Origin of the sequence: Tundrisphaera macrotermitis (assembly GCF_051175315.1) — a bacterium.
GTDB lineage: Bacteria > Planctomycetota > Planctomycetia > Isosphaerales > Isosphaeraceae > Tundrisphaera.
Map to the genome: position 1 here is coordinate 4,028,783 of NZ_CP195100.1, position 26,418 is coordinate 4,055,200.

The following is a 26,418-nucleotide window of genomic DNA, read 5'->3' on the forward strand; positions in this document are numbered from 1 at the left end:
CCCCATGCTTCGCCGCGGAGGCCCCGGGGGCGTGATGACCCCGAGGGACTCAACCCAGGTCGGGCCTCCCCCGCTGCGCCCCTCGATCCGGGCCCAATCCCGAGCTTACCAGGCCGGGTGGCGAGAGCAAGCATCCGACGGAAATTGTCCCGGATGCCGACTCGTCCGGCTTCGAGCCCGGCAGAAGCGGGTCGAGGTCCCCGATGTTCTTCCCCTAATCATCTCGAGATTGGATGACCAACGCGATCGCCCCCCACTCCCCGGGAGGGGCGGCGAGCGCGATCTCCCCCAGATCCACGACGAGCACCAGATCGTTGCGGGGCTGGAGCGGCCCATCCAGCGGGGCGGACCAGGATCCGGCCTCGCGGGAGAACAGCTCGACCTCGCGTTCGTTGATCCGGGCCGAGATCAACCCCGGCACGCGGTCCAGTTCCAGCCGCAGGGCGTCGCGGGCGGGATCGAGGTTCGGCCGGCCGAATCGGCGTCGGAGCCGGAACTTCGCTTCCACGCCGGGAGGCCAGTCGATCGGAAGGGCAACGCGGCGGGACGCCATCGACGCCGGCCCGTCCTCGAACTCCATGTCCCAGGGACCTCGAAATCGGATCCGATGCTCGCCCATTGATTGGGGCTCCCGAGGCGATGGTCAACCGTCCGGGAGATCGACGGCCTCCCCGTCCCCGAGATTCCCACGCCGGCCCGGAACCTGCAAGCCGTGATGACCTGACCTTCGCCGCATCTCGGGGATACCTTTCCCGGCCCCGGCCGTCGCATCTTGCGCTTGGCCCCGACCGACGCGGAAAAGCGAGGGGTGTGAAGTCCGCCGGAGGCTCGACGAATGATTTAATTTTCCGCCGCCCTTTCCAACGGATTAAGTCCTAAAATCAGGAGAACCCGCAAGATTTCCGCTCAAGGGACCGATGACTTCCAGGTAAAGCGCATCGGGCGAAGCCGGGAGTGCCCCCCCGATCCGCCGTGGCCGGTGGGCGATGATCGGCCGATCGAATCGATTTAGAGGCAGGAGCCAGACACATGGATCAGGGCAAGATGAAGACCCCGCGCGCCCGCCGCACCGCGTCATCCCCGTCCCTGGAGCCGCTCGAAGGGCGCCGATTGATGGCCGCCCGGGCCGCCGCGTCGGTCGGCTTCAGCGAGGTCGCCGGCGATGGATTCACCTCGCTGGTGATCACCGGGACCAACAAGGCCGACGTGATCAACATCTCCGACGATGGCACGGGCGAGGCCGGCAACCTGTCGATCACGCTCGGCAACGGGACCACCTACACGAGCAAGGCGGGCATCCAGGTCATCCAGGTCCTCGGCAAGAAAGGGAACGACAAGATCAGCTACTCCCTCGACGGGGACCTGGTCAAGTCCCAGATCGTCCTGGTCGACGGCTCGGCGGGCAACGATCGATTCACGGCCAACATCAACGGCAACGTGAACAATTCGGCGGGCCTGGATGTCGAATGCTACGGCGGGGCCGGCAATGACACGATGGTCGTCAACCAGCGAGGGGCGATCCTCCAGGGCTCGCTGATCTCGTACCTCCAGGGCGACGCCGGCAACGACAAGCTGACCTTCAACGGGTCCGGGCCCGTGGCCCAGGGGGCATCGATCGTGCCCGAATTCTCGGGCGGGGCCGGCAACGACAAGATCACCACGGAATACTCCGGGGTGATCCAGGGGAACTTCATCTACAACCTGACGGTCGACGGCGGCGCCGGCAACGACAACATCGTGACGAATATCAACGTCGCGGCCGGCTCGACGGGTTCGGTGGGGAGCGGGTCGGCGTTGCCCGCGGCGGTGCAGGGCGGGGCCGGCAACGACAAGATCCGCTACACCGTGAGGCTCGCGCCGTCGGTCACGAACTTCGCGGTCAATGCCGTCGTGATCGGCAACAAGGGCCGCGATCAGATCACGCGGACGGCCAACGTCGAAGGCGACCCGACCAACGAGAAAGAATCCCTGATCGCCTGATCCGATCCGCGAGCCCTGGCCCCGCCGCTAACCCGGCCGGGTCAGGGCAGGGGATGCTCGCGGAAGAACTCCCAGATCAGGTCGTTGGCCTTCAGGTCGGCCGCCGATTTGCCCAGGAAGGCCCCGGTCTGGTCCCGGCCGGGCCAGGCGTGCCCGCCCTCCTCGATCCTGTAGAGGATCACGGACGACCCTTCCCGCCCCGGGCCGTAGACCGACTTCACGACGGCAAGTGACTCGGCCGTCGCGCGGGGCAGGGCGGTGGTGGTCGGCATCTCGGGACATCCGTCGAAGCGGGCCCAGGCCCGAACCGTCGCCTCGACGCCCTTGAGCCGGGACTCCCCCGGATTTCGCCAGAGCCGGCCGTCGTAGGACACGAAGCCGTCCCTGGTCCCGTGGAAATGGAGCACGGGGACGGGCCGGCTCGCCCGGATCTCCGCATCGGGCATGGTCCCGGCCACCGCGGCGATGGCGGCGATCCGGCCGGAAAGTTCGGACGCCAGGCGATAGCACATCATCGCCCCGTTGGAGAAGCCCGTGGCGAAGATCCGCTTCGGATCCACGCGGGCGACGTCGGCGATGTCATCAAGGACCGCCGCGAGATAGGCCACGTCGTCGGAGTCGCCCCCGGTCTTTGCCTCAACATCCCAATGCAGGATCCCCGCCCGGCCCCTCCCTTCGGGATAGGCGATCAGGAATTTCTCCCGATCGGCGACGTCGCTCAGCCCGGTGATCCGGGCCATGACAGCACCGTTCGTCGCGAACGGGTGGAGGGCCAGGACCACGGGGTGCGGTCGGGCCGGGTCGTAGGAGATTGGGACGTGGAGGAGATAGGGCCGCGAGGACTCGCCCAACCGCACCGTCCGGAGATGATCGCCGGGGGTGAGCGGGCCGGCCCACGCTCCCAGGGCCGCGGTCAGGAAGACGGCAACACCGGTCATTATTCTTCGCCTCTCATGAGCCCCGAGACTAACCCACCACCCAGACTACACATTCGCCCGGCGTCGCCCCTCGCAAATCCGGCCGGATCGTGGCAATCTCGCCTGCAAGTCCGTTCTCCCCGACGTACTGCGAGATCCCGCGATGAAACCGACGCCCGCCTCCTGCTTCGTCCTCCTCATGATCACCCTGATCCCGGAACTGAACGGGATCGCCGCCGAACCGGCCCAAATCACGGCCGCCGCAAGCCGATTCTCCCAAATCCCGTACCCGACCCGGGTCAGCGACAACCGCCGTAACTTGCTCGATCAGACGGGGAAGCCATTCTTCTACCTGGGCGACACCGCGTGGGAACTTTTCCACCGCCTCGACAGGGATGAGGCCGATCTGTACCTCCGCGACCGGGCCCGCAAGCGGTTCACGGTGATCCAGGCGGTCGTGCTGGCCGAATACGACGGCCTCACGGTCCCCAATCCTTACGGTCATCGCCCGCTCGAAGATAACGACCCGACCCGGCCCGTCGAGGCGTATTTCGCCCACGTCGATCACATCGTCGATCGCGCCGAGGAACTGGGGCTGGTCATCGGCATGCTGCCCACCTGGGGGGACAAGTGGAACAAGAAGTGGGGACTCGGGCCCGAGATCTTCACGCCCGAGAACGCGAAGGCGTTCGGCACGTTCCTCGGCCGTCGCTACAAGGACAGGCCGATCATCTGGATCCTCGGGGGAGATCGGCCGGTCGAGAATGAAGGGCAAGCCCGGATCATCCGGGCGATGGCCGAGGGATTGAAAGAGGGGGATGGCGGACGCCACCTGATGACCTACCATCCCAACGGCGGGAGGACCTCGGCCGAATTCTTCCACGGCGATGACTGGCTCGCGTTCAACATGCTCCAGTCCGGGCACGGCTTCGACCGGCCCAACTACGACCGCATCGCGGCAGACTATGCCCGGACGCCGACCAAGCCCTGCCTCGACGGGGAACCCGGCTACGAGGACCATCCCTCGGGATTCAAGGCGTCGAACGGTTACCTGGGGGACGATCAGGCCCGCAAGGCGGCCTACTGGGCGACCCTCGCCGGGGCCTGCGGGCATACTTACGGGTGCCACGACATCTGGCAGTTCTTCGCCCCGGGCCGCACCCCGATCACCTTCGCTCGCACGCCCTGGAAGGAAGCGATCGGCCTGCCCGGCGCCGGACAGATGCAGCACGTCCGGGCCCTGCTCGAATCCCGGCCCATCCTGGCGCGGATCCCCGACCAATCCCTCCTCGCGTCGGAACCGGGCCAGGGACCGGACCACGTCCAGGCCGCCCGGGCCGAGGACGGCAGCTATGCATTCATCTATTCTCCGACGGGCCGGCCGTTCACCGTCGATCTCGGGAAACTCTCGGGCCCGAAGCTCTCGGCGGCCTGGTATGACCCGAGGACGGGTGCCGCGCAGCCTTTCGGCAACCTCGCGCGTGAAGGCCGGCGAGAATTCCACCCGCCCTCGCAAGGCAAGGGGCAGGACTGGGTGTTGGTCCTCGACGACGCATCGCGAAACTATCCCGAGCCGGGGCAGCCCCGCCGGGACTGAGCGGCAAGCCTCGTCGCGTCCCGGATGCCGCCGTCAGTCGGTGATCTCCCGGATGACCCGGCAGGGATTACCGGCGGCGAAGACCCCGTCGGGGATATTCTTGGTCACCACGCTGCCGGCGCCGATGACCGACCGCGACCCGATGCTCACCCCCGGACAGATGATCGCGCCGCCGCCCACCCACACGTCCGAGCCGATCGCGATGGGCTTGGAGAACTCCTGGCTCCTCCGCAACTGGGCATTCATCGGGTGCGTGGCGGTGTAGATCTGGACCGCCGGGCCGAAGAGCGTGAAGTCGCCGATGGTGACCGGGCAGACGTCGAGGACCACGCAATTGAAGTTGAAGAAGACCCGCTCGCCGAGCCGGATGTTGGAGCCATAGTCGCAGTAGAACGGCGGTTGCATCCACACGGTATCGCCGCCGGCCCCGAAGAGTTTTAGGAGGATCCTCCTCCGTTCCTCGCGGTGGCCCTCGCGGGTGGCGTTGAGATCCTGGCACAGGTCTCGCGCCCGGTCACGCGCCCGGACCAGGTCCGGATCCATCGGGTCGTAAAGCTCGCCCGCCACCATCTTGTCCCATTCGCTTCTCATCCGGTTTCGTCCGCTCCCATGGTTTTTCGACGGTTGCCATCACGCCGGGCCGCCGGAGCACCGACGGGGCCGCGTGAGGCCGGAAACCTTGCCTGCGTGCGAACCAGGTGCCGGGCGCGATCGAAGGCGAAGGCGGGCCCATCGTGGTCCGGGAACCGGCGGGTCGTCCACCCCTGGGGTGCATTTTTCGCAGCGGCCTCCCTCGCGTGCGGGTGGCCTTTTCGATACACGGCACTTCTGCCGGGAACATTCCGGGGGATCGGTGCGTAGAATGTCCAGGCGAGGAGGGAATCTCCGGACCATTCCCATAAAATCAACCCGGGCCGCCCGAGGAGGCATGCCATGACGACCCTATTCGCCGAGACGACGCTCTGGCAGAAGAACCTGGCCTCCCTGATCCGCTCGGGCTTGTTCGACCGGGCCGAGGTCGTAGCTCTCAAGGGTCTGTATGCGGTGGTGGGGATCTATCAGGATGGCTCCCACTCGGCCCCCCTGGCCAAGTACAGCGAACAGCAGCGTGCCTACCAGGCCCTCGCCGTCGTGTCCGGGCTCGTCGGCCCCCCGATCGAGGTCGGGCAGAATTGAAGCACTCGGCCGGCCCGATCAGCGATGATCGGGCCGGTTTGCTTTCGAAGCGCGACTCGGTCAGCGGCTGACGGCGACGGCCGGCCGTCGCTATCATGGGTGTCCTCAGGGCGATTCGCCGAGGGGCTCGCCCGGACTCTCCCGGAGACCTGACGATGTCGCCTCGCCGTTCCTCGACCAGGATTTGGCTCGCCATGGCCGCCCTCTCGCTCGCGATCGCGCCGGATGCCAAGGCCGCCGATGACTGGATCTGGATCGAGGGGGAGAAGCCGGACCGTTCCGACGTCCATCGCCATCCCTGGTGGTATGACCAGGTCAAGAAGGGCCTCTTCTCCGGCGGCGACTTCACCAGCAATTTCGACGAGAAGCACGTCGGCACCCTTTCTTATCGGGTGGCGGCCCCGAAGGCGGGCCGATACGAGCTGTGGGTCCGGGCCAACCCGATCCAGAGCCGCCTGTCCTGCCGGGTGAACGGCTCCGACTGGGGCCCGATCGAGATGGGGACGGGCGTCATCGACTCGACCAACGTCGCCGCCGACGACAAGCCCGACCTCCGGTTCCTGGCCTGGGCCCGCGCGGGGGTGGTGGCACTGAAGGCCGGGGCCAACACGGTCGAGTTCCGGATGGACAGCGCGAACCACAACCACGGGTATCTCGACTGCTTCGTGCTCAGCCTGGCCCCATTCCGCCCGAATGGCCTCCGCAAGCCGGGCCAGACCACGGAGGCCGTGGCCGGCTGGTTCGCCTTCGACCCGCCCCCCGACCCGTTCGCCCCCGGGGCCGGGTTCGACCTGCGCGGGCTCAACGAGAAGGCGGCGGGCGACGGCGGGTATATCGCCGCGAAGGGCGGCGGCTTCGTCCACGGCAAGACCGGGGCCCCGGTGCGCTTCTGGGGGGTCAATGGCCCGGCCGAGGCGGCGGGCTCGTTCCCGGAGCAGGCGCGGATGCTGGCCAAGCACGGGGTCAACCTCGTCCGGCTCCACCGGGGCTACTTCGACCAGGAAGGCAACCTCGACCCCGCCCAGTTGGGCGTCGCCCGCAGCGTCGTCGTCGCCATGAAGGGCGAGGGGATTTACACGCATCTCTCGATCTATTTCCCCCTGATGCTGAAGCCGACCGCCGCCAATCGGGCGCTCCGCGGCTACGACGGCACCAAGCATCCGTTCGCCGCCATCTTCTTCGACCCCGGGTTCCAGGAGATGTATCGGGGCTGGTGGAAGGCCCTGCTCACCACCCCCGACCCGGCGACCGGGGCCCGACTGATCGACGACCCGGCCGTGATGGGCCTGGAGCTGGTCAACGAGGATTCTTACCTCTTCTGGACCTTCAACGATCAGAACCTCCCCGAGCCGGAACGACGCCTCCTCGAAGCCCAATTCGGGGAATGGCTCGCGCGAAGGTACGGGACGATCAACGCCGCCCTCAAGGCCTGGGGCGGCACGAAGGTCGACAGGGATCGCCCGGCCGAGGGCCGCATCGGCTTCCGCCCGCTCTGGAATCTCGCCAACGAGCGCACCGCCCGGGACAAGGATACGGCCCGCTTCCTGGTGGAGAGCCAGCGTCGATTCTACGACGAGTCGGCCCGATTCCTCCGGGACCTGGGCTTCAAGGGCGTGATCACGGCTTCGAACTGGGCGACGGCCGACCCCCGCGTGCTCGGCCCCCTGGAGAAATACAGCTATACGGGGGGCGATTTCATCGACCGGCATGGTTACTTCGGGGCCAGCCAGGCGGGCGAGGCCTCGGAGTGGTCGATCCGCGACGGGCACACCTATGCCGATCGATCTGCCCTCCGATTCGATGCGTCCAAGCCGGGGATGCCGAAGGAGTTCGTCCACCCGGCGATGGACCCCAGCTACGACGGCAAGCCGTCGATGATCTCCGAGACCACCTGGAACCGGCCCAATCGATTCCGGACCGAGGCCCCCCTCTATCTCGCCGCCTACGGCGCCCTCCAGGATTCCGACGCGATCGTGCACTTCGCGCTCGACGGGGCACGCTGGTCGACCAAGCCGCAGTTCTTCATGCAGCCCTGGACGCTGATGAGCCCGACGATGATGGGCCAGTTCCCGGCCTCGGCGCTGATCTTCCGCCGGGGGCTGGTCGCGCCCGGCGACCTGATGGTCGACCTCCCGCTCCGAAAGTCGGACCTGTTCGACCTGAAGGGGACGCCCATGCCGCAAGATGCCGCCTTAGACGAACTCCGGCTCAAGGACGTCCCCGCCGGTGTCACCCTGAAGCCGGGGAACGTGATCGATCCCCTGGCCCATTACGTCGGCCGCACGGCCGTCCGGTTCGTGGACGGCGCGGAGCCGGCGAAGTTGAAGGATCTTTCCGCCTACGTCGATCGGGGACGAAAGCGGGTCGCCAGCAGCCATGGCCAGCTCCGGCTGGATTATGGCCAGGGCGTCCTGACGATCGACGCCCCATCGGCCCAGGGGGTCCTGGGCAACCTCGGGTCGGCCGGGAGCGTCCGGACCAAGGACCTGGCGATCACGTCGAAGCTGGACCTCATGGCCGTGGTCGCGGTCGCGCTCGATGACATGCCCCTGGCGACTTCACGCAAGATCCTGCTCCAGGTCATGACCGAGGAGAAGGCGAGCGGGTTCCGGACCTCTCCCGGAGCGTCGGGGGCGAAGACCATCGCCAGCATCGGCCAGGACCCCTGGCTCGTCCGGCAGGTCGAGGGGACGGTCCGGTTGAACCGGCCCGATGCGGCGAGCCTCAAGGTGACCCGACTCGACCCGAACGGGGAACCGTCGGGCTCACACGGCGTCGCCTCCGAGATCAGGCTCGACCCCGCGACGCTCTACTACCTGATCGCGCCCTGAGATTGCGGCCGCCGGGAACGCGAGCAGGCCCGCCCCCCACCGAAGGGGGGCGGGCCGGGATTCGCGATCGATCGCGCTCAGATCGGCAGGTTGAGCTGGATCGAGGAGCGGTTGCCCGCGTTGTCCGTGATCGCGGTGATCCGGGTCGCCGTGGAGTTGGCCCCCTTGATCGTGATGCTGCCGGTGCCCGAACCGCTGATCACCCCGGCCGAGGCCGCGAGGATCATCGAGAGGGCCTGGCGGGCGTTGACGCCCGCCTCGACGGAGGTCGCGTCGAGGCCCGACGCGGCCAGGAGATAGCCCGACTTGTCATTGACCTTGCCGACCGTGGCCGGGGTGGCGGTTATCGCCGAGGCGCACGCCGCCTGGACCTGGGCCGTGGTGAGCGACGAGCCGCCGTATCCGGCCGGGGCCGTCGCCGGCAAGGGGACCGCGGCCCCCGCGGCGAAGCTGCTCGTGGTGATCCCGCCCGCCTTGATGGCGACCGGTGTCGAGGCCAGGATCGAGCCGATCGCATCGGCCGTGGCGATCGAGGCGATGAGGTTCCCGGCCGTCCCGGCCGGATAGCGGCCCACGACCGGCATCGCGAGCAGGTCGAGCGTGGCCCACGACCCAGAGCCATGCGAGGCGGACAGGACCGAATCGACGCCGCCGGCGATGGCCGGGATCGACAGGGCCGAGAGCGACGCCTTGATCGAGGCGATGTCGCCGCCGATCTGCGCGGCGACCCGTGCGGCGACCGCGTCCCTCTCGTCGGGGGCCAGCGAATAGCCCGCCTTATCGGTCACCGAGACGGCCGTAGCCGGCGTGGCGCGGATCGCGGCGGCGCAGGCAGCCTGGATCTGGTCCAGCGTCAGCCCGGAGCCCGCCCCGCCGCTCGGGGCTTCTTCCACGAAGACGGAGGTCGGCGACGGGTCGGTCATGCCGGGGTTCCCGCCGTCGTGCGTCGCCCGCAGCGAATGGGTGCCCGAGGTCCTGGGGAGGTAGCTCGTCGTCCCGTAGGTATTCCCGACCGGGATGAGCACCGCACCTCCGATCGTCGCATCCGCATCGGTCAACCTGACGAGCAGGCCGTTCTCCAGCTCGTGGCCGCCGGTCAGGACGACGATCGCCGTGGCGGCCTGGCCGATCACGACCGTCGATGGCAGGATCACGGCATAGCCGGTGGCCGGCGATCGGGCCCCGGTGGTCGGTGCGGGCAGGCCGATGAAGGTGATCGGGTCGGGGCCCGACAGGTCGCCCCCGCCCGTCACGGTCGCCGAGATCGAGACCTCGCCCTCGGCGGAGGGGGTGAAGGTCGTCTGGCCCGAGGCCGCCCCGGCGGCGATCGCGATCGGGCCGCCGAAGGCCCCGCCCGAGGAGACCAGCTGGATCCGCAGGTCGGAGGCGAGCGTCGCCCCGCCCTCAAGGCTGGCGGTCACCGTTGCATTCGAGCCAATGGGACCCGAGCCCGGCGAGATTGACAGCCGGACGCGGGTCGCCTCCGCGGTCGAGGCCGACAGCGCGATCATCCGGGGAGGGGGGGTGGCGAGGCCCGGCGAGGCCTCGATCTGGATCGACCTCAGGCCCGCCGAGGAGCCCGAATACGTGAAGGCCTTGACCTCGAACGAATCGCGCGAGAACGAGAGGCTGGGCGGATCGAAGGTCCCGCCCATGTCCCCGTCCGATGGGGTGACGACGGCGTCCGTCAGCAGGGGACCGCCGACCGGGGTGACCAGGAAGTCGCCGGAGGCCGCGCCGACCGTGGCGGTCGCGGGGCCCGAGAGCGAGAACCCGGTGGCGTAGCCCAGCCGCCAGATCGTCACGTCGTCGGCGGTCGCGGGGCCGCTATTCAGGAACAGGCCCGCCTGGCCTGGCGAAGTGATCGGGGGCCGATCTTTCGGGGCCGCGACGCCGAATTTCTCGCAGATGACCTTTCCGGACTCGACGTCGGTGACCCGGATGTCGAAGACCGGTTGGGTCTGGCGGATCCGGGCGTAAAGTTCGTACTTCCGCCCGGCCACGTAGGGGGTGGACACGGCCGCGGCGATGATCACACCGTCGCCCCCGGTCCCGTCGAAATGCCGGACGAAGACCGAGTTATTGCCGACCGCCGGGACGATACCGTAGCCGATCGCGTTGTTGCCGACCAACCCGTTGGACCGGAACAGGAGGCCCAGGCCGCCTTGCCCGGCCGTGAATGTCATTTTCGCCTGGGCATTGAGCATCAAGTCGTCGCGGAGCACGACCGTTGAAATCTGCGTCCACATGGACGCGGGGGTGAGCTGGATCGACAGCGCATTACCGACGATCGCGGCCCGGTCCGCCGCGTTGACGATCCAGCCGTCGCCGGGCGGGCCGTCGGGGCGATCGAAGTGGTCGGCGACGATGACCGTCGCATTCCCCGGGTTGCCGTATTCGTCGGAGGTCACGGACATGGCGGTAGGTGCCTCCCCGAGTGGGGGGGAAATGGAAGCGGTGATGGGCCGAGTTCCGAAGGTTGGGGGTGCGTAGGTGAAGGGCTGGGCCGAGTCGGTCCCGGCCGGGAAGATGAGGGTGGGCGGGGTGAACGTGCCGCCCGCGCCGTCGTCGTCGAGGACGATCGTCGTCTCGCCCTCCAGGATGCCGTCGGGCCCGATCGTCCCGTATCCGCCGGGCTCGCCGGCCGGGTGGGGATCGGGGGCCGTCATGCGGAACCGGGCCGCCGGGGCCGAGGCGGGCCGGCCCTCGCCGTACAGGGCGATCCCGTCGAGCAGGCCCGGCCATTTCTGGCTTCGCGTGTCCTGCTGGTAGGGCTTCACGCCGAAGGAGTGGGCCCGCCGGCCCCAGACCAGGGTCGAGGTGTAATAGGTGTAGCGGCGGACCCCCCTGGCAGCGTGCAGGGCGATCGACTTGGTGATCGTCGCCCTCATGGCCGGGACGCACTGGGATGCCTTGAGGGCGCCGCTCACCCAGGGGACGAAATCGACGTGGGGCTGCGAGTAGACGTGAGTGCCCGACTCGTAGATGCCCATCGTCATCCCGTGCTTGCCGGACGCCTCGGCCAGGTCGGCGAAGTGGCGGTTGTAGCTCGGCCCGTCGAGACGCTTCGAGATCGCCAGGGGATAGACATCCAGGACCGCCGCCGAGAAGGCGTTGCCCCGGCCCGGGAACTCGAACGACGGGTCGAAGTCGCAATCGACCTCCACCGTGAACGTCGTCGCGGTGGTCGCCTTCACGGCGAAGACGCCCTCGTGCCGTGGCGATGCGATGTGGTCGATCCCGACCATCTGCCCGACCGAGAACGGGTGGCCCGGGGCCTGGTAGGTGATGTCGTGACCCGACCGGGTGAACCCGACGAGTTCGACGCCGATCGCGCTGTCTTTGATGGCGAAGATCGGCCCGTCGAACCCGGAGAGGGGGCCGTCGGGCAGGCCGGTCGCGGGGAAGGTGAACGTCGAGGCCCCGGTCGGCGTGATCGTGTACCTGCCGTTGCCGCCCGCCTGGGCGACGTTCTGGATCGTGACCTGATCGCCGGAGGACCAGCCGTGGGCGGTCGACGGCGTCATTTCGGGGCCGCTCGGGTATTCCTTGACGGTGGCCGTGGCCACCCCGCCGGAGACGACCACCGAGGCGAGCGGCTTCACGTCCCCGACGTAGGTCGCCCGGTGGTCGATGTCGGGCTCCGGTTCGTGATAGCTCGCGATGTGGAGCGTCGATTCGGAGATCGGCGGGAGCTTGCCGCCGAACGGGATCTTGGCCGCCTCGCACCTGGCATCATTCTGGAACTTGTTGTTGACGAACCCGGCCACGATCATGACGAGGCGATTGAGGTGGCCGGGGAACTGCGACTGGATCACCTTGAAGGTGGACCCGGCCCGGTAGCCGGACCAGCGGTCGGAGGCGACCCCGGTGTGGATGACCTCGGCCGAGGGCGTGGCGCTGCCGACCACGCAGGCGAGGATCTGCCGGCCATCGATCGGCCCGAAGGGAGTGACGGGCCCCGCCACGGGGGCGAGGACCGGATGATGCAGGGCCTGATATTGGAAGTTGAGCAGGAACTCGTTGGCGGCGTAGCCCGGCGGCTTGCTGACGAGCCAGAACCCGTCGACCCCGACCCCGTCCGCGTTGCAGAGCGCGATCACGTCGCCGGCCTTGACGACCTCGGCCGGGGTCGTGACCTTGAACCCCGAGTGGGCGTAGTAGCCGTCGGCGGCATCCTTCCAGACCAGTTCGATCGACGAGACTTCCGAGGTCCGGGCGCGGCCCAGCTTGAATACCCCGGGCCGGCCGATGTTCGTGGGCCTCGCGGGCGAATGCCGGGGCGCGGAAGCGGGAGTGAACCGGAAGCTGTCGGCGGTCACCCCCGAAATCGTGAACGTGCCGTTGTAGGCCGCCTCGGACGCACCGTAAACCTGGACGGTATCGCCATCGGAGTACCCGTGGGCCGGCTTGTTCGCGGTGGCCTTCCCGGTGCCCGGGTCATAAGTGATCGACTCCAGGGCCCCGGGGTGGAAGTAGGCCGACCCGAGGATCACGCTGGCGTAGTATTCGGAGAAGTCGTAGTTCCAGGTCTCGCACGAGTACTCGACCAGCAGCTTCATCCACGGCGGGGCGCACGCCTTGAAGACGTCGCAAAACGCGACGACCGTCTCGTCGGTCCATTCGTGGCCGGTGCAGAGGTAGAAATCCTGCCCGGCGAGCGCCGCATACTCGATCTGCCATTCCCAGGGCATCGCGCCCCCGACGCCGCCCTCCTCCTTGCCGAAGCCGAATGTCGGCAACGAGCGATCGGAGGGGTCGACGATCCCGTGGTACTCGCCCGGGAACGGGATCTGGATGGTCGCCTGGACATCCACATATCGGCCGTGGGCGAAGTGCCTCCCGTCGCGGACGCGGGCCGGGTGGGGCAGGTAGAACGCCGGGTCGTCGGCGTGCTCGTCGTAAATCTGGACGAAGGACTTGCCCTCATAGCCCCTCCCTCGGCTGTCCAGGTCCGCCGGCCAGGTGCCGGGCTCGATGACCCGCAAGTCGTGGAGCGGGTCGGCCGGGTCGCTCTCGATCAATTCGAGCCCGAGGCCGTAGCACTCGTCGCCTTCGACGCGGAGCGGGCCGGACGGGACGCCGCCGACGATCGCGATCGTCGCGACGGAGCCGGGTCGGTCGCGGTAATTGATCGCGATCCGGACCTTGCCGGTCCCCTTGGCCCGGATGGACCAGTCGCCGCCCGGGTTGAACCGCTTGCTGAAGTCGACCATGCGGAACTTCATCCGCTGGCCGGGCCTGAGTCCCTCCGGGAACCCGGTGCGGCGGCCGTCGGGCCGGACGTACTCGTTCATGGCCCAGTCGGCCGGGTCGGTCGAGGTGTTCGACCATTTCTCGGCCCGGAAGTCGATCGGCCGGCCCGCCGGCAATCCCGACGCCGTGGCGGCCTCGAAGATCGCCTTCTTCCTCTGACTATTCGGGTCGTTGTTCCATCGGATGAACAGTTCAGACTGCCGGGACAACTTCCGATATTGGACGACCACCGGCCCCGAGGTCGTCGGGATCGAGCACTCGCCGGTCAGGTAATCGTTGGGATAGTTATACGGTTCGTTATGCGCGTCACAAACCAGGCGGTCCGACCCCGGGACGTAATCCTCGACCAGCCTCCTCTGCAAGTTGCCGACATCGATCAGCAGACCCTGGGTCATCACATCGGGCGACGAAAGGTGGGCCTGGTAGGAGAAAGTCCGCGATTCGTTGATGCCAATTTTCATGAAAGACGCCCCTCAGGAAGTTCGGCGGCATGGGGCAAGATGAGCGGCCTGGGCGAGACGATCCGCGAGGCGGGCCGGGAGGAAACCCTGCACCGCGAGGGGTAGGCCGCGATGCGATGACACCGGCCTGGCCCGCCCCCCGGCTCGACGACGCCGCCTCGATGGGAAACCAACATGGCATTCCTTGATCTTTTGTTTTTATGGATTCTCGCGCTCCTCCCCCTTCCTCCTGTCCTGGCACCGACGGACGTTGCTCGGGATGGCCCGGCCGCTTGAGAGGGGCATCGGGCGAGCGGAGGGGGATCGACCCGGGCCGATCCCCGGAAATCCGCGGATGCCAACGAAGATTCGGCATGGCAACATCCTGAGAATGCCATGGTGAATCTTCATTTGTCGGCCGTTATTTCCCCACAAGCCATTGAAAGCAATGGATTAAAGCGACTTTTGACCGCTCTTTTTAAGCCAAACCCCGAGCCGAGGGCGCACCGGGTGCGCCAGCGTCCCGCACCGATTCCGGGAGATGTATCGCGCCGGCTTGCCCTGAGATGGGATAATCGAGGGACTTCGCGAGGGGAGGTGGATCGCGTTGCCCGGTGGCTTCGCACCATCGCCGCCGGCTGAATGCCAAGGAGATGCTCGATGGACAACTGGGCCGAACCTGATCCCGCCGACGAAGGGGCCCTGGCCGACCTGATCGGGAAGCTCGCCGAGGGGGACGGCCCCGCCGATGCGGCGGGAGTCTGGCCGGCGCCGCTCTGGTCGGTCGCCGAAGCCTCGGGCGTGACGCGCTGGTCGCTCCCCCGCGAACTCGGCGGCGAGGATTGCGACCGGCCCACGCTCCTCCGGCGCTACGCCCGAGTCGCCGAGGGGTCCATGACCGCGGCATTCATCCTCTCCCAGCACGACGCCGGCGTACGCCGCCTGGTGGCCGCGATCGACCGCCCGGTCGCCCGGCGGTGGCTGTCCGCGATCGCCGAGGGGCGCGCGTTCCCGACGGTCGGGATCTCGCAGCTCACCACGTCGCGCCGGCATGGGGCGCAGGCCGTGCGGGCGGAGGAGGTTGGGCCGGGCCGATTCCGGGTCGATGGGATCATCCCCTGGGTCACGGCGGCGCCCCGGGCCGACCTGCTGGTCGCCGGGGCGACGACCGACGACGGGCGGCAGCTCCTGATCGCGCTGCCGACCGACCGGGCGGGAGTGACCGTCCGGCCTCCGTTCGAGCTGGCGGCCCTGCAGGCCTCCTGCACCGCCGAGGTGGCGTGCCAGGGCGTCCAGGTTGAAAGCGAGGATCTCCTCGCCGGGCCGGTGGCCGACGTGATGGCGACGACCAGCGCGTCAGGGACGGGAGGGCTGGAGACCTCGGCGTTGGCGCTCGGCCTGGCCCGCGCGGCGATCCGGGCCATCGAGGCCCAGGGGCGGGACGACCTGGCGGATTCGGCCGACGCCCTCGGGGCGGATTGGGACCGGCTCCGCGACGACCTGCTGGCGACCGCGGGGAATTGGCCCGGCGCTCCCACGCCCGCGGCGATCCGGGCCCGCGCGAACTCGCTGGTGCTCCGGTCGACCCAGGCATTCCTCACCGCCCGCAAAGGGACCGGGTTCCTCCGCGAGGAGGCCGCCCAGCGCTGGGCCAGGCAGGCCCTGTTCTTCCTGGTCTGGTCCTGCCCGGGGCCGGTGGCCGGGGCCGTCATCCGGGACCTGGCCGGGGTGTGCTCCTGAAGGGCCCGATTCGGGTTGACCGCCCCGGCGATGTCACCTACGATCCGCCCCGCGACGGACCTGGGCCGCTCCGCGTACGGGGCAGGGCATCCTGCCGCGTCGCGACCGCCCCCTCGACCTTCCTTTGCCTCACGGCGCGATGGGATGCTAAACATGCGGATCGGGATCGTCCTGGGCGTCGCCACGGCGGCGGCCGCGGCCATCTGGCTCGGCGTCCAGACCCGGGCCAATCGGCTGGTCTGGGACCACTTCGACGTGGTCAAGCCGGGCCTCTTCTACCGGAGCGGCCAGCTCAACGCCGACCAGCTCACCGAGGCCGTCCGGCGCTACGGGATACGCACGATCGTCAACTTCCAGAGGCCGAACGGCGGCGTCGAGGCCGAGCGGGCCCTGGCCAAGAAGCTCGGCGTCGACTTCCTGAACCTGCCCATGCCCGGGGACGGGTTCGGGGATGAGGCGCAGTTCCGCGAGGTCCTCAAGGCGATCGACGACCCGGACCGCCATCCCGTGATCGTCCACTGCGCACGCGGGACCTGCCGGACCGGGGCTTCGGTCGCCCTCTATCGGTTCGAACGCGATGGCTGGACCATCGACGACGTCGCCGCCGAGATGAAACGCCAATCCTACAACGACGGTTGGATCCCGGGTTATATCTACGAGATGGTCAAGAAGCGCCCGGGGTATCCGCTGCCCGACCCGCCCGTCGTGCTCGACCGGAATCTGGCACGGTCGGCCCCCGAGCCGGAATCGACCCTTCGCTGAACCTCCGGACGCGACGGAACGCGACCGCAACCGGGTTTGCCGCCCACCTTCGGAAGGAGCCGTTGATGTCCCTGGAATCGCCGCCGGTGGCGCGCCCGTCCCGCAAACTGAGAGCCGATCAGCCGGGGCCGTCGGAGGGCTGGCGATCGGCGGCCGTCCGGCCGGCCGTGATGGCCCTGGCCGCGGGATTCGTCCTGCTGGGCGGCGCCGCCCTGGAACTCGGGCCGCTCGAGGCCAAGGTCGGCATGGCCATCGGCGAGCCGATCGGTCCCTTCGGGCGGCTGTTCGGCTACTGGGAGCCGAGCGTCTGGCCGGGATCGGTGGCGGTGGGGCAGGCCTGGGCCTGGTTCGAGGAGAAGGGGCCGACCCACAACTCGGTCCGATGGCCGGCCGCGCTCGCGGCGATGGCGATCGGGCTGCTGCTCGCGCGACGGGCCAGGATGACCCTGGGGGCACGCGCCGGGGTCCTGACCGCCCTCTGCTGGTTCGGCTCGATCGCGGCGATCGACCGTTCGATGGGGGCGGGGATCGACCTCATCGCCGGGCTCTGCACCGTGGCCGCCCTGGACCGGATGCTGGCGCGAGGGTCGGGGTGGACGACCGGAGCCTGGGCCGCCGCGGCATTCCTGTGCGGCGGGTGGCCCCCCCTGGCGGTCCTGACACTGGCCATGATCGTGCTCGGCAAGGCGCAGATGCGCTGGACCTGGCGGATGACCATCCCGGTGGCGGCCGCCGTCGCGGGCTGGTCCGCCTGGGCCATCGCGGCGGCCTGGGCCTCGTCGCCGGCGGAAGCCTGGGCCTCGGCCCTGTTCCTGCCATTGACCCAGCCATCGGCCTGGGGCCTGAGCCTGACCGTCCTCGGCCTGGGGATGCCCTGGGCCCCGTTCGCGGTGCTCGCCACGTCCCGTTCCGTCCGCGAAGGCTGGCCGGCGGCGGGGCGGGATCCGGTCATCGGCTGGGCGAAGGTGGCCGGCGCCTGCCTGATCGCCGGGACGGTGATCCCCGGACTCTCGCCGGCCGCGTTGGTCCCGGCCCTCGCCGGCCTCGCCGTGCTGGCCGCCGCCGGCTGGGACTCCCTCTGGGATAACCAGGGCGAACTGCCCTCGTCGATCCGTCGCCGGGCGTTGGCCATCACCTGGCTCATCGTCGGCCTCTGGTCGATCATGGCCCTGGCCGGGGGCGGGTATCTCGCGTTCGCCGTGGCCTATTACCGCGCGGTGATGATCGCCGTGGTGGTCTCCGCAGCGTGTGCCATCGCCTTCGCGGTCCTCGCCTCATCGCGGGGGGACGGCCGATGGGCACTCGGCGCCGTCGTGGCGGTCGCCGTCGGGCTGAAGCTCGCCCACTGGGGCTACTACGCCCCCGAAACGAACTACCGGTTCGGCCAGGGGCCCTGGGGCCGGGCGATCGGCCAGTGGGTGCCCCCGCGATTCCCGATCTACGTAACCCACGGCTGGCCCGCCGACCTGGCCTTCGCCACGGGTCGCCGCGTCCAGAGACTCGAACATCCTCGCCTGCTTAACTACCAGCCGGGCGGCCAGGCGAAGTTCGTCCTGCTGCTCGCCTCCGAGTATGAGCACTGGCCGGAAGACTGTTCCAAGCTCATCAAAGTCGCCGAGTTCCACGACGAGTGGGATTCCATCCGCGTGCTCGCCCGGACGGAGGGGAAGAATCCCTACGAGATGCCGATCCCCCGGCAAGTCCAGCGGGACGAATGACGGGCAGGGCAGGGTTCCGGGGCCAGGATCATTTCTGGCCCCGCGATTCCTTCTCGACGATCCCGCCGACGCCGAACCGCCGGCCGAGTTCCGACTCGACGTCGGACCAGGGGATGTCCTTGAGGCCCAGCAAGACGAGCGTGTGAAAGACGAGGTCCGCCACCTCGTGAACCAGGTGGTCGCGGCCCGCGGTGCCGGGCTCGTCGGCCGCCTCGACCACCTCGGCCGCCTCCTCGACGATCTTCGACCCGATCTTCGCCGTCCCCCCGTTCAGGAGCGAGACGACATAGGATCGCTCGGCGGGGGGATTCGCCTTGCGCTCGGCGATCACGCCCATCAATTTCGGCAGCAGGGACGGCTCGGACATCGCTTCAAGCTCCGGCAATTCGTGACATCAGGCTCGACGGGCGGGCCAATCGGCGGGTTCTTCGAACAGGACGATGCTGGCGGTGAAGCCGTGGACGAAATTCTGGCCCCCGATCGGGCCGATCTCGCCCATGGCGAAGAGCCCCGCCACCGGGATCGGGCCGAGCAACTCGCGGAGGACCCCGACGTCATGGTCGGGGACCGAGAAGAGTCGCGAGCCCCGGCCGTTGCAGGTGAAGAGCAGGGCCCCGGAGATCCGGGCATCGGGCCGGGCCTCGCGTTCTTGCTCGATCAGGCGTCGCAGGTCCTCGTCGGCGGTCTCGGCGTCCCGGACCTGGAACTGGATCGTCTGGCCGACGCGGACCACGTCGGAGATCGCGATCCCGCCCGCGTCGTCCGCCCCCATCACATTGCGGATGAGGAAGTCGCCCGGGCCGAAATGCTCCTGGTATTCATTGATCACGCGGCCGATGTGGAGTCCGGCCTGGACCCGCTCGCGGTCGGCCTCGCCGAGCCCTTCGAAGATCTCCCGGAGGGCCTCCAGGGCCGGGCGTCGGCCCAGTTCCCGGATCAGATTTCGTTCGACCTTCGTCACGATCATCGGGCGTCCGACCGGCCGACACCCCTGGCTCACCAGCGTCCGGACCGCGATCGGGCCGGAGATCTCGATGGCCACCGCGCCGTCATGGAAGAGCCGACGATCGAGGACGAGCCGGTTCTCCCCCGGCGCGTGCGACCCGCTGGCCATGCCGCCCACCACGCGGAGCCCCGGCGCGGCCTCGCCGGCCTTCTTCAGCCAGGCATCGGTCGGGAAGGTGAACGGGTCGCCCAGGAGCAAGACGGTCGAGTCGCCTGGCGGATGGCCCCGCAAAGCTTCAACCCCATCATCGGCCCCGTCGATGCGAATCGGCCGGAATTCGGCCCCGGGTAGAGAGATGGCCCAGGCCGCCATCGCCGGCCCGTTCTCGATCTCGCGGGCCTCCCCGACGATCGACTCGCCGGTGCAGCCCAGGACGTGGCGTCCCAGGCCGCGTTCGGCCAGGGCCTCGGTCAACCGCCCCAGGTGCTCCGCATGGTGCATCGAGACGAAGACCACGGCCAGATCGGCCGGGGTCTCCGCGAAGGCCTCGCCCAGCCGTTCCACGACCTCGCGGATCGCGGCTTCACTCTCCGGGTCGGTGGACAGGGCCGAGGCGCAAAGCATCGCCGACATCCTCAATGTGCAATCGCTCAGGGACCGGACGGGTTCCCACCAACCATAACCCATGACGAGAGGTGGGGCCAGGACCCTCCCGCCCGCCCGGGCCGCCAATGGGGCCCGTCCCGATTGACAAGATGCGACGAAAGTGGATAACACGTCTCTCAGCGCGGGCCGACGCGACCAGCGATCCCAGGGACGGGATGGCGGACGTCGGGACCCTGCCCGCCTCGGCCCCATCCCCCCGGATCGGCCGGGCGTCACGGAGGATCATCATCAATGCGGACGGAGCCCTCCTCGCCCCTGACCTTGGCCGTCGCACGGCTCCGAGTCCAGGCGGCGCGGGCCCGGCAGTGGGTCGTCGCCCGAGGCCCGATCGCCCGGATGGCCCTGCTGGTCGTCGCCCTCGCGGCCCTGGCGACGGCGGGATACCTCGCCACTCCCGACGCCTCGGCCGCCGCATCCTGGGCCTGGATCTTCGAAAACCGACACCTCTCCCGCGACGACATCGCGAGGATCCGGGAGACCCTCGAAGCCCAGGGCATCCCCTGCTACACCGACCGGGCCGGCCGGATCGGCGTGAAGGCGGAGTGCAAGGCCCAGGCCCTGGCCGTGCTCGCCAAGGGCAAGGTGGCCCCCCCCACGCTCAATGAGCTGGACAGCCGCGCCGTCGAGCCGCACGGGCTGTTCGATGGACCCGAAGAGATCGCCCGCCGGGAAAGGATCCTGACCCAGCAAAGCCTCAAGATGCAGATCGAGACGCTGGACCCGTCGATCGATTCGGCCTTCGTCCGGATCAACCGGTTCCGGTCCGGCGGCGGCTTCCAGACCACCGAGTCGGTGAGCGGGTATGTCCACCTCACGGTCAACGATCATCGCGAGCTCCCCCACAAGATCATCGACGGGATCCAGACGATCCTCACCGGCTCCGTCCCCGAATTGAGGCGGGATGCGATCACGCTCATCGACCAGAGGGGCCGCGCCTACCTCTCGGCCGGCAATCGGGAACTGACCGAATCGGTTTCCTCGAGGGCCCGCGAGGAAGTCTGGCGCGATGCGATCCACGAGGCGCTGCGGCACATCCCCGGCGTGGACGTCCGCGTTCAACTGGAAACGCCCCAGCCCCCGAACTCGCCGAAGGTGGCGACCGAGACGCCGACGCCCTCCGAGACGGTCCGGCCCAACATGCCGGTGGCCGTCGCGCCCGATCCGCCAGCGCCGGCCGAGGCGCCGCCGGCCCCGGCCCGTCCCCAGGCCAATGTGTGGGTCCGCGTCCCGCGCAGCTACTATCTCATGGCCTTCGAATCGCAATCGCCCAACCGGAAGCCGGGGCCCGAAGACCTGAAGGCGTTGGATGCGACGACCAGGGAACTGGTCGACCACGCGGTCAGGTCGGTCATCTTGAGCGAAGACCTGGGACACGTCGAGACTTACATGGTCCAGGACGACCTGACCATGGCCCGGCCCCCCGCGATCGCCATCCCGTCCGAGACGCGGTCGGACTTCTCCTGGGCCGTCGTCTCCGGGGCCGTCGGCGCCCTGGGGATGCTGGCGGGGGCGGCCGCCCTGCATCTGATGTCGGCCCGGCGCCCCTCGTCGCGGCCGGCCATCCCGAAACGCCGCGCCGACTTCGCCACCGATGAGGCGGACGGGTCGGCCCCCGGCCCATCGGAACGGGTCCGGGAGCTGATCCGACTCGATCCCGAGGCGGCCGCGGGCGCCCTCCAGCGTTGGATCGGCCAGGGGGAGGCCACCGGATGAGCCGTCCCGGGACGCGACCGGCCCCGGGCACGCCGCAGGCGGCGAGCCCGACCGCTCCGAACGATGGCGACGCCCTGGCGCCGCTCCGCAAGGCGGCCATCCTGGTCGTCAGCCTCGAACAACCGCTGGTCTCGCAGCTCCTGGCCCAGCTCGACCGCACGGCGGTCGAGGCGGTGACCCTGGAGATCGCGCGACTCGAACGGATCGCCCCGGTGGAACAAAACGCCGTTCTTGAGGAATTTTACGGCCTGGTCCTCCGGCGGCTCCGATTTGTCTTCGACGATCTCGTGAAGCTGGACGATACAGGAATCAGGGAGGCGTACCACGCCGAGGATGCATCGACCTGGGCCCTGGCCCTGATCGGCGCGGCCCGTCCGGTCCGCGACCGGGTGATCGAGGCGCTCGACACCGGCCCGGCCGACGACCTCAGGCGGCGGTTGGCCCTGATGGGTCCGTTCCGACTCGCCGACTCCGAATCCGCGCAGGCGGACCTGGCCGAGCGGATGCGTCGCCTTCACGACCACGGCCAAATCACCCTTCCCGACCCGAACGGTCAGGAGGCCATCCTTGTCTGACCTGGTTGACTTCGAAGATCTGGCCCAACTCGATTCCCACGACCTCCGGTCGGTGTTCGGGCAGGTGACCAGCGATGAGCTCCTCGACGCCCTGGCCGGTTCGACCCCGGGCGTGCGACGCCAACTCCTGACCAAGCTCGTGCCATCCTCGGCCGCCTCGATGGAGGCCTCGCTCCTGTCGCACGGGCCGGTCTCCTTCGAGGCGGTCCAGGCCGCCCAGCGCACCCTCGTCGAGGCACTGTGCCGCCTGAGCCGGGGCGGGCAGGTGGCCTTCGACGACCCGGCCGACATGGAGATGGTCGCCTGACGCGACCCCCTTGAAACATCCCGGCGACGGCGAGGATCGCCGTCGCCCGGCTCGACCCGCACCGCGGCGCGAGCCACGATCGCCATCCAGGAGGAGTCACCCCGTGTTGCGCACCCACACCGGTCGCCCATCGCTCGCGGCCCTGGCGAGCCTGGCGGCCCTCCTCGCCCTCGGCGCGAATGAGCCGCCGCCGACGGCGGCGATCCGACCGCCCTCCCTGGACGGGCGAATCCCGGCCCCCATGCGCCCCGACCTCTCCGATGGCGCCTCCGCACCGCCGTCGGGCGGTTCGGGCGGCTGGTGGATCGGCACGGCGGGCATCGGGGCCGCCCTGGCCGTGTTCGGCGGCCTGGCCGCGGCCTCGCGCCGCTACCTGCCCGCCCGCGAGGCGTCCGGGTCGCTCCGCGTGGTCGGCCGCGTCAGCCTGTCCGCGAAGCAGGCGGTCTACCTGGTCCGGGCCGGGGACAGGATCCTGATCCTGGGGGGCGGGTCTCAGGGGCCCCCCACGCTGCTCGGTGAGATGGACGAACCGGCCGAGCCCATCCGGACGGGCCCATCCCCTTCGCGTCACGTCGAGCCGATCCGAGTCCCGTCGCCCACCGCCCGCGGGTTCGACCAGAGGATCGGAGACGACGAATGACACGGCTCGCCCCGGCCCTCCGATCGCTGGCCATGCTGATGGCTATCGCCCCGTTGATGGGGGCGGGCCCGGCGGACAAGTCCGCCGACCGGCCGGCTTCATCGGTCCGGATGAATACGTCGCTCGCGGCCCCGGCCGACCCGGCGCCGGCGGCGATCGCCCCGGCCGATCCCGTCCTCGGGCTCGACCTGATCCCGACCCGGGAAAATCTCGGGAACTTGCCCAGCCTGGTGCTGGTCGGCCTGATCGGCTTCCTGCCGGCGGCCATCCTCATGTTCACCCCGTTCGTGCGGATCCACATCGCCCTGATCCTGCTCCGCCAGGCGCTCGGCAGCCAGCAGGTGCCCGGCAACCAGGTGCTCGCCGCCCTGGCGTTGCTGCTCACGGCCCTGATCATGAAGCCGGTGGCCGAGACCGTCTACAAGGGGGCCGTCGCCCCCTTCGCCGCCCACCAGATGAGCGGCCAGGACGCCTGGGAGGCCGGCTCACGGCCCTTGAAGAACTTCATGATCGCTCAGATCGAGAAGACCGGGCACCTGAACTACCTGTTCACCCTCCATGACTTCGCCGAGCCCGGCCCGAAACGGGTGGTGCCCCGCTACCGGGACGAGTACCCGCTCCGAGCGATCCTGCCCGCGTTCCTCCTCAGCGAGCTGACCACGGCCCTGATGATCGGCTTCGTCCTCTACCTGCCGTTCCTGGTGGTCGACCTGGTGGTCTCGGCGGTCCTCTCGGCGATGGGTCTGTTCATGCTGCCCCCGTCGCTGGTGGCCATGCCGCTCAAGCTGATCCTGTTCGTGCTGGCCGACGGGTGGCTCCTGGTGGCGACGTCGTTGCTCCAGACGTTCAAGGTCTGAATCACAGGGTTGGAAGGGTGGACAATGAGCGATGCATCGTTGGTGATCGATTGGAGCCGGGAGGCGGTCCGGATGGCGCTCCTGCTGGGCGGGCCGCTCCTGGCCGTCGCCCTGGTGGTGGGCCTGGCGGTGGGCATCGTGCAGACCCTCACCCAGATGAACGAGCCGGCGGTGGGGCAGGTCGCCCGCCTGGCGGGCGTGATGGTCGCGGTGCTGGTCGCCCTGCCGTGGCTGCTCGGCCGCTGGGTCTCCTATGCCGTGGCCCTGATCGGGTCGATCCCCGATCGCCTCTGACCCGACGGGGAGCCGACGAGTGAACTGGGGGACCGCAGATAACATCGCCCGACACGCCTGGCTGGTCTCGCCCTGGGCCCTGGTGCTGGCGCGAACCGTGGGACTGGCCTGGACCGCCCCGGCGCTATCCACGCCGGGGCTCGGGGTGCGGATGCGGCTGGCGCTGGCCGCCGCGCTCGCCGTGCTCCTGGCGCCGCTGATCATCCCCAACATGCCGCCGCTGTTGTCACCGGCCGCCCTGGTCCCGGCCGTCCTCTGCGAGATCCTGGTCGGCGCGGGGCTGGGCTGGTCGGCCTCGCTGGTGATCGCCGGCGCACGGCAGGCGGGCGAGGTGGTCGGCCTGCAGGCGGGTCTGTCCCCGGCGGCCCTGTTCGACCCCGACGCCGGGGGGGAGATGACCCCGATGGGCCACCTCTACGGGATGGTCGCGCTGGGCGTCTTCCTCTCCCTGGACGGCCCCCTGGAACTGACGCGGGCGCTGGCCGAGAGCTTCCGGGCGATCCCGGCCGGGGGACTCTCGATCTCGGCCGAGACGGCCACCCGCGCCTGCCGCGCGGATCGGGTGGGCCCTCGCCCTGGCCCTGCGGGCGGCGGCCCCGGCGGGCGTGGCCCTGGCGATGGCGGGGCTGGCCCTGGGCCTGCTCGGCCGCGCCGCGCCATCGCTCTCGCTGATCACCCTGGCCTTGCCCGCCCGGTTGGTGCTGGGCCTGGGGCTGGCGCTGATCGGGATCGTGACCCTGGCGGCGACCCTGACGACAGCCTGGCACGGGACGTTCCCCTGGGGCTGGTCCCCCGCGAGCATCGGCGGCTGACCTTTCGGACCTCCTGCAGAGAGCGATCGAGCCATGTCCGAGGATCGGACCCACGCCCCTTCGAAACGCCGCAGGATGCTCGCCCGGGAGCAGGGGCAGGTGGCCCGCAGCCCCGACCTCACCGGAGCCGCGGGGCTGCTGGCCGCGACGGCCTTGCTGGGGATCTGGGGGGACGACCTCACCCTGGCCCTGGTCGGATTGGTCCGAGAGCCCTGGCAAGTCGGCCTGCTGGGGACGGGCGGCGCGGCCGAGGTGGTCGATCGCCTCAGGCGATCGGCGTTCGCGATCGGCGGGCCCCTGGCCGGGATCGTGGGCGGGTCGGCCGTGGCGGCCATCCTGGCCCACCAGGCCCAGGTGGGCGGCCTGTTCCTGCCGGGGATGCTCGCCCCGGACCCCACCCGATTCGCGAACTTCGGCGGGCCGGGCCTCTCGACCCGTTTCGGCCGGGGGGTGTGGGGCCTGCTGAAGGCGGCCGCCGTCGTCGCCGTGGGCCTGGCCCTGATCCGATCCAACCTGGTCGACCTCCACCGGGTCGGCCGCCTCGGGCCGTCGCAGCTCGCCCACGCCGCCGCCGGGACCCTCCGGCTGATGGCCGGGGCGCTCGCCGCGACGAGCCTGATCCTGGGCCTGATCGACTTCGTGCTCCAGCATCGCCGGGTCGAGGCGATGCTGCAGATGACGCCCGATCAGCATCGCGAGGACGAACGCGCCGCCGACGGCGACCCGGCGCTCCGATCCCGCCGCCGTCGGCTGGCCCGGGCCTGGCGGGGGGACGCCCCCGAGCTGTTCGCCGGGGCCACGCTCGTCGTCTCCGGGCCGAAGGGGCTGGCCGTGATCCTGGCCGGGGGCCCGCCGCCGAAGCGGGTCGTGGTCCGGTCCTCGGCCAAGGGGGCCGCCGGCGCCTCCTTGCTCCGCGCGGCAGAGCGAGCCGGCCTGACGCCGGTGGCGGCCCCGGAACTGGCGATCCGCCTGGCGCGTCTGCCCTCGCCTGTGGTCCCCCCCGAGGTCTGGATCGGCCCGGGGCGGCATTGGCCGGCCGCGACGCGAGCGGCCGGGCGGCAGGAATAGCGGCCGGAGGCGGGGTTGACCGTTCCGGTCGGGCCGGGTATACCTCGTCCCGAGTCGGCGGGCCACCCCGTCCGGCTTCCGGGCCCGTCGCCGCAGGATGCGGATTCGCCGCCCGTTCTCTCG

Annotated in this window: 21 protein-coding genes and 1 pseudogene; 16 read left to right on the top strand and 6 right to left on the bottom strand. The window is 69.7% G+C overall.

Features of this window, described 5'->3' with window-relative positions; all coding sequences use genetic code 11:
- Positions 1-214 precede the first annotated feature (214 nt).
- The gene (locus TA3x_RS16195) at positions 215-580 is read right to left on the bottom strand and encodes a hypothetical protein (protein WP_435015693.1); all 366 of its coding nucleotides are present in this window, start codon (positions 578-580) and stop codon (positions 215-217) included.
- A 449-nt stretch (positions 581-1,029) separates the two neighbouring features.
- On the opposite strand from TA3x_RS16195, the gene TA3x_RS16200 reads away from it, so the two are divergent.
- Positions 1,030-1,980, top strand: coding sequence for a hypothetical protein (locus TA3x_RS16200; RefSeq protein WP_435015694.1), 951 nt, complete (start codon positions 1,030-1,032; stop codon positions 1,978-1,980).
- 41 nt (positions 1,981-2,021) lie between these two features.
- Here TA3x_RS16200 and TA3x_RS16205 read toward each other — a convergent pair whose 3' ends face one another.
- Entirely contained in the window at positions 2,022-2,918 is an 897-nt protein-coding gene (locus TA3x_RS16205; RefSeq protein WP_435015695.1) for an extracellular catalytic domain type 1 short-chain-length polyhydroxyalkanoate depolymerase, read from the bottom strand.
- A 142-nt stretch (positions 2,919-3,060) separates the two neighbouring features.
- Between TA3x_RS16205 and TA3x_RS16210 the strand changes: the two genes are divergently transcribed.
- Entirely contained in the window at positions 3,061-4,494 is a 1,434-nt protein-coding gene (locus TA3x_RS16210) for a glycoside hydrolase family 140 protein (RefSeq protein ID WP_435015696.1), read from the top strand.
- Between the two features lie 33 nt (positions 4,495-4,527).
- Here the strand turns inward: TA3x_RS16210 and TA3x_RS16215 are convergent, their stop codons facing one another.
- Complete coding sequence (locus TA3x_RS16215; RefSeq protein ID WP_435015697.1) at positions 4,528-5,085, bottom strand: sugar O-acetyltransferase; 558 nt, start codon at positions 5,083-5,085, stop codon at positions 4,528-4,530.
- A 342-nt stretch (positions 5,086-5,427) separates the two neighbouring features.
- Here TA3x_RS16215 and TA3x_RS16220 point away from each other — a divergent pair, with 342 nt between their 5' ends.
- Together TA3x_RS16220 and TA3x_RS16225 are read left to right on the top strand one after the other, a co-directional pair.
- Positions 5,428-5,670 carry a hypothetical protein gene (locus TA3x_RS16220; protein ID WP_435015698.1) on the top strand — a complete coding sequence of 81 codons (243 nt, stop codon included), beginning with the start codon at positions 5,428-5,430 and terminating at the stop codon, positions 5,668-5,670.
- Positions 5,671-5,864: 194 nt separating this feature from the next.
- Positions 5,865-8,501, top strand: coding sequence for a hypothetical protein (locus TA3x_RS16225; protein ID WP_435015699.1), 2,637 nt, complete (start codon positions 5,865-5,867; stop codon positions 8,499-8,501).
- 77 nt (positions 8,502-8,578) lie between these two features.
- On the opposite strand, the gene TA3x_RS16230 is transcribed toward TA3x_RS16225, so the two are convergent.
- Positions 8,579-14,218 (bottom strand): hypothetical protein, encoded by a 5,640-nt coding sequence (locus tag TA3x_RS16230; RefSeq protein WP_435015700.1) that lies wholly within the window; start codon positions 14,216-14,218, stop codon positions 8,579-8,581.
- A 639-nt stretch (positions 14,219-14,857) separates the two neighbouring features.
- Here TA3x_RS16230 and TA3x_RS16235 point away from each other — a divergent pair.
- The 3 genes from TA3x_RS16235 (at position 14,858) to TA3x_RS16245 (ending at position 18,417) form a co-directional block, all read left to right on the top strand.
- Positions 14,858-15,937 (top strand): acyl-CoA dehydrogenase, encoded by a 1,080-nt coding sequence (locus TA3x_RS16235; RefSeq protein WP_435015701.1) that lies wholly within the window; start codon positions 14,858-14,860, stop codon positions 15,935-15,937.
- Positions 15,938-16,090: 153 nt separating this feature from the next.
- Positions 16,091-16,699 carry a fused DSP-PTPase phosphatase/NAD kinase-like protein gene (locus TA3x_RS16240; RefSeq protein ID WP_435015702.1) on the top strand — a complete coding sequence of 203 codons (609 nt, stop codon included), beginning with the start codon at positions 16,091-16,093 and terminating at the stop codon, positions 16,697-16,699.
- Positions 16,700-16,764: 65 nt separating this feature from the next.
- Positions 16,765-18,417 (top strand): hypothetical protein, encoded by a 1,653-nt coding sequence (locus TA3x_RS16245; RefSeq protein ID WP_435015703.1) that lies wholly within the window; start codon positions 16,765-16,767, stop codon positions 18,415-18,417.
- A 28-nt stretch (positions 18,418-18,445) separates the two neighbouring features.
- Here TA3x_RS16245 and hisE read toward each other — a convergent pair whose 3' ends face one another.
- Entirely contained in the window at positions 18,446-18,784 is a 339-nt protein-coding gene (gene hisE / locus TA3x_RS16250) for a phosphoribosyl-ATP diphosphatase (RefSeq protein WP_435015704.1), read from the bottom strand.
- 27 nt (positions 18,785-18,811) lie between these two features.
- Positions 18,812-19,987: an FIST signal transduction protein gene (locus tag TA3x_RS16255; protein ID WP_435015705.1), complete on the bottom strand. Its 1,176-nt coding sequence runs from the start codon at positions 19,985-19,987 to the stop codon at positions 18,812-18,814.
- A 273-nt stretch (positions 19,988-20,260) separates the two neighbouring features.
- On the opposite strand from TA3x_RS16255, the gene TA3x_RS16260 reads away from it, so the two are divergent.
- From TA3x_RS16260 to TA3x_RS16300, 9 genes and pseudogenes are all read left to right on the top strand, one after another.
- Complete coding sequence (locus TA3x_RS16260; RefSeq protein ID WP_435015706.1) at positions 20,261-21,742, top strand: hypothetical protein; 1,482 nt, start codon at positions 20,261-20,263, stop codon at positions 21,740-21,742.
- The gene (locus TA3x_RS16265; RefSeq protein WP_435015707.1) at positions 21,739-22,317 is read left to right on the top strand and encodes a FliG C-terminal domain-containing protein; all 579 of its coding nucleotides are present in this window, start codon (positions 21,739-21,741) and stop codon (positions 22,315-22,317) included. The genes TA3x_RS16260 and TA3x_RS16265 overlap by 4 nt, the downstream gene beginning before the upstream one ends.
- On the top strand, positions 22,310-22,624 hold the full coding sequence (locus TA3x_RS16270; protein ID WP_435015708.1) for a FliG C-terminal domain-containing protein: 315 nt from the start codon (positions 22,310-22,312) through the stop codon (positions 22,622-22,624). Before TA3x_RS16265 ends, TA3x_RS16270 begins: the two co-directional genes overlap by 8 nt.
- A 103-nt stretch (positions 22,625-22,727) precedes the next feature.
- Entirely contained in the window at positions 22,728-23,264 is a 537-nt protein-coding gene (locus tag TA3x_RS16275; protein WP_435015709.1) for a FliO/MopB family protein, read from the top strand.
- The gene (locus TA3x_RS16280) at positions 23,261-24,121 is read left to right on the top strand and encodes a flagellar type III secretion system pore protein FliP (RefSeq protein ID WP_435015710.1); all 861 of its coding nucleotides are present in this window, start codon (positions 23,261-23,263) and stop codon (positions 24,119-24,121) included. The genes TA3x_RS16275 and TA3x_RS16280 overlap by 4 nt, the downstream gene beginning before the upstream one ends.
- A 24-nt stretch (positions 24,122-24,145) precedes the next feature.
- On the top strand, positions 24,146-24,415 hold the full coding sequence (locus tag TA3x_RS16285; protein WP_435015711.1) for a flagellar biosynthetic protein FliQ: 270 nt from the start codon (positions 24,146-24,148) through the stop codon (positions 24,413-24,415).
- 82 nt (positions 24,416-24,497) lie between these two features.
- Positions 24,498-24,920, top strand: a pseudogene (locus TA3x_RS16290) (flagellar biosynthetic protein FliR); the annotation flags it as partial.
- A gap of 52 nt (positions 24,921-24,972) precedes the next feature.
- Positions 24,973-25,227: a flagellar biosynthetic protein FliR gene (locus TA3x_RS16295; RefSeq protein WP_435022380.1), complete on the top strand. Its 255-nt coding sequence runs from the start codon at positions 24,973-24,975 to the stop codon at positions 25,225-25,227.
- 33 nt (positions 25,228-25,260) lie between these two features.
- Positions 25,261-26,295, top strand: a complete 1,035-nt coding sequence (locus TA3x_RS16300) for an EscU/YscU/HrcU family type III secretion system export apparatus switch protein (protein ID WP_435015712.1) — start codon at positions 25,261-25,263, stop codon at positions 26,293-26,295.
- Positions 26,296-26,418 lie beyond the last annotated feature (123 nt).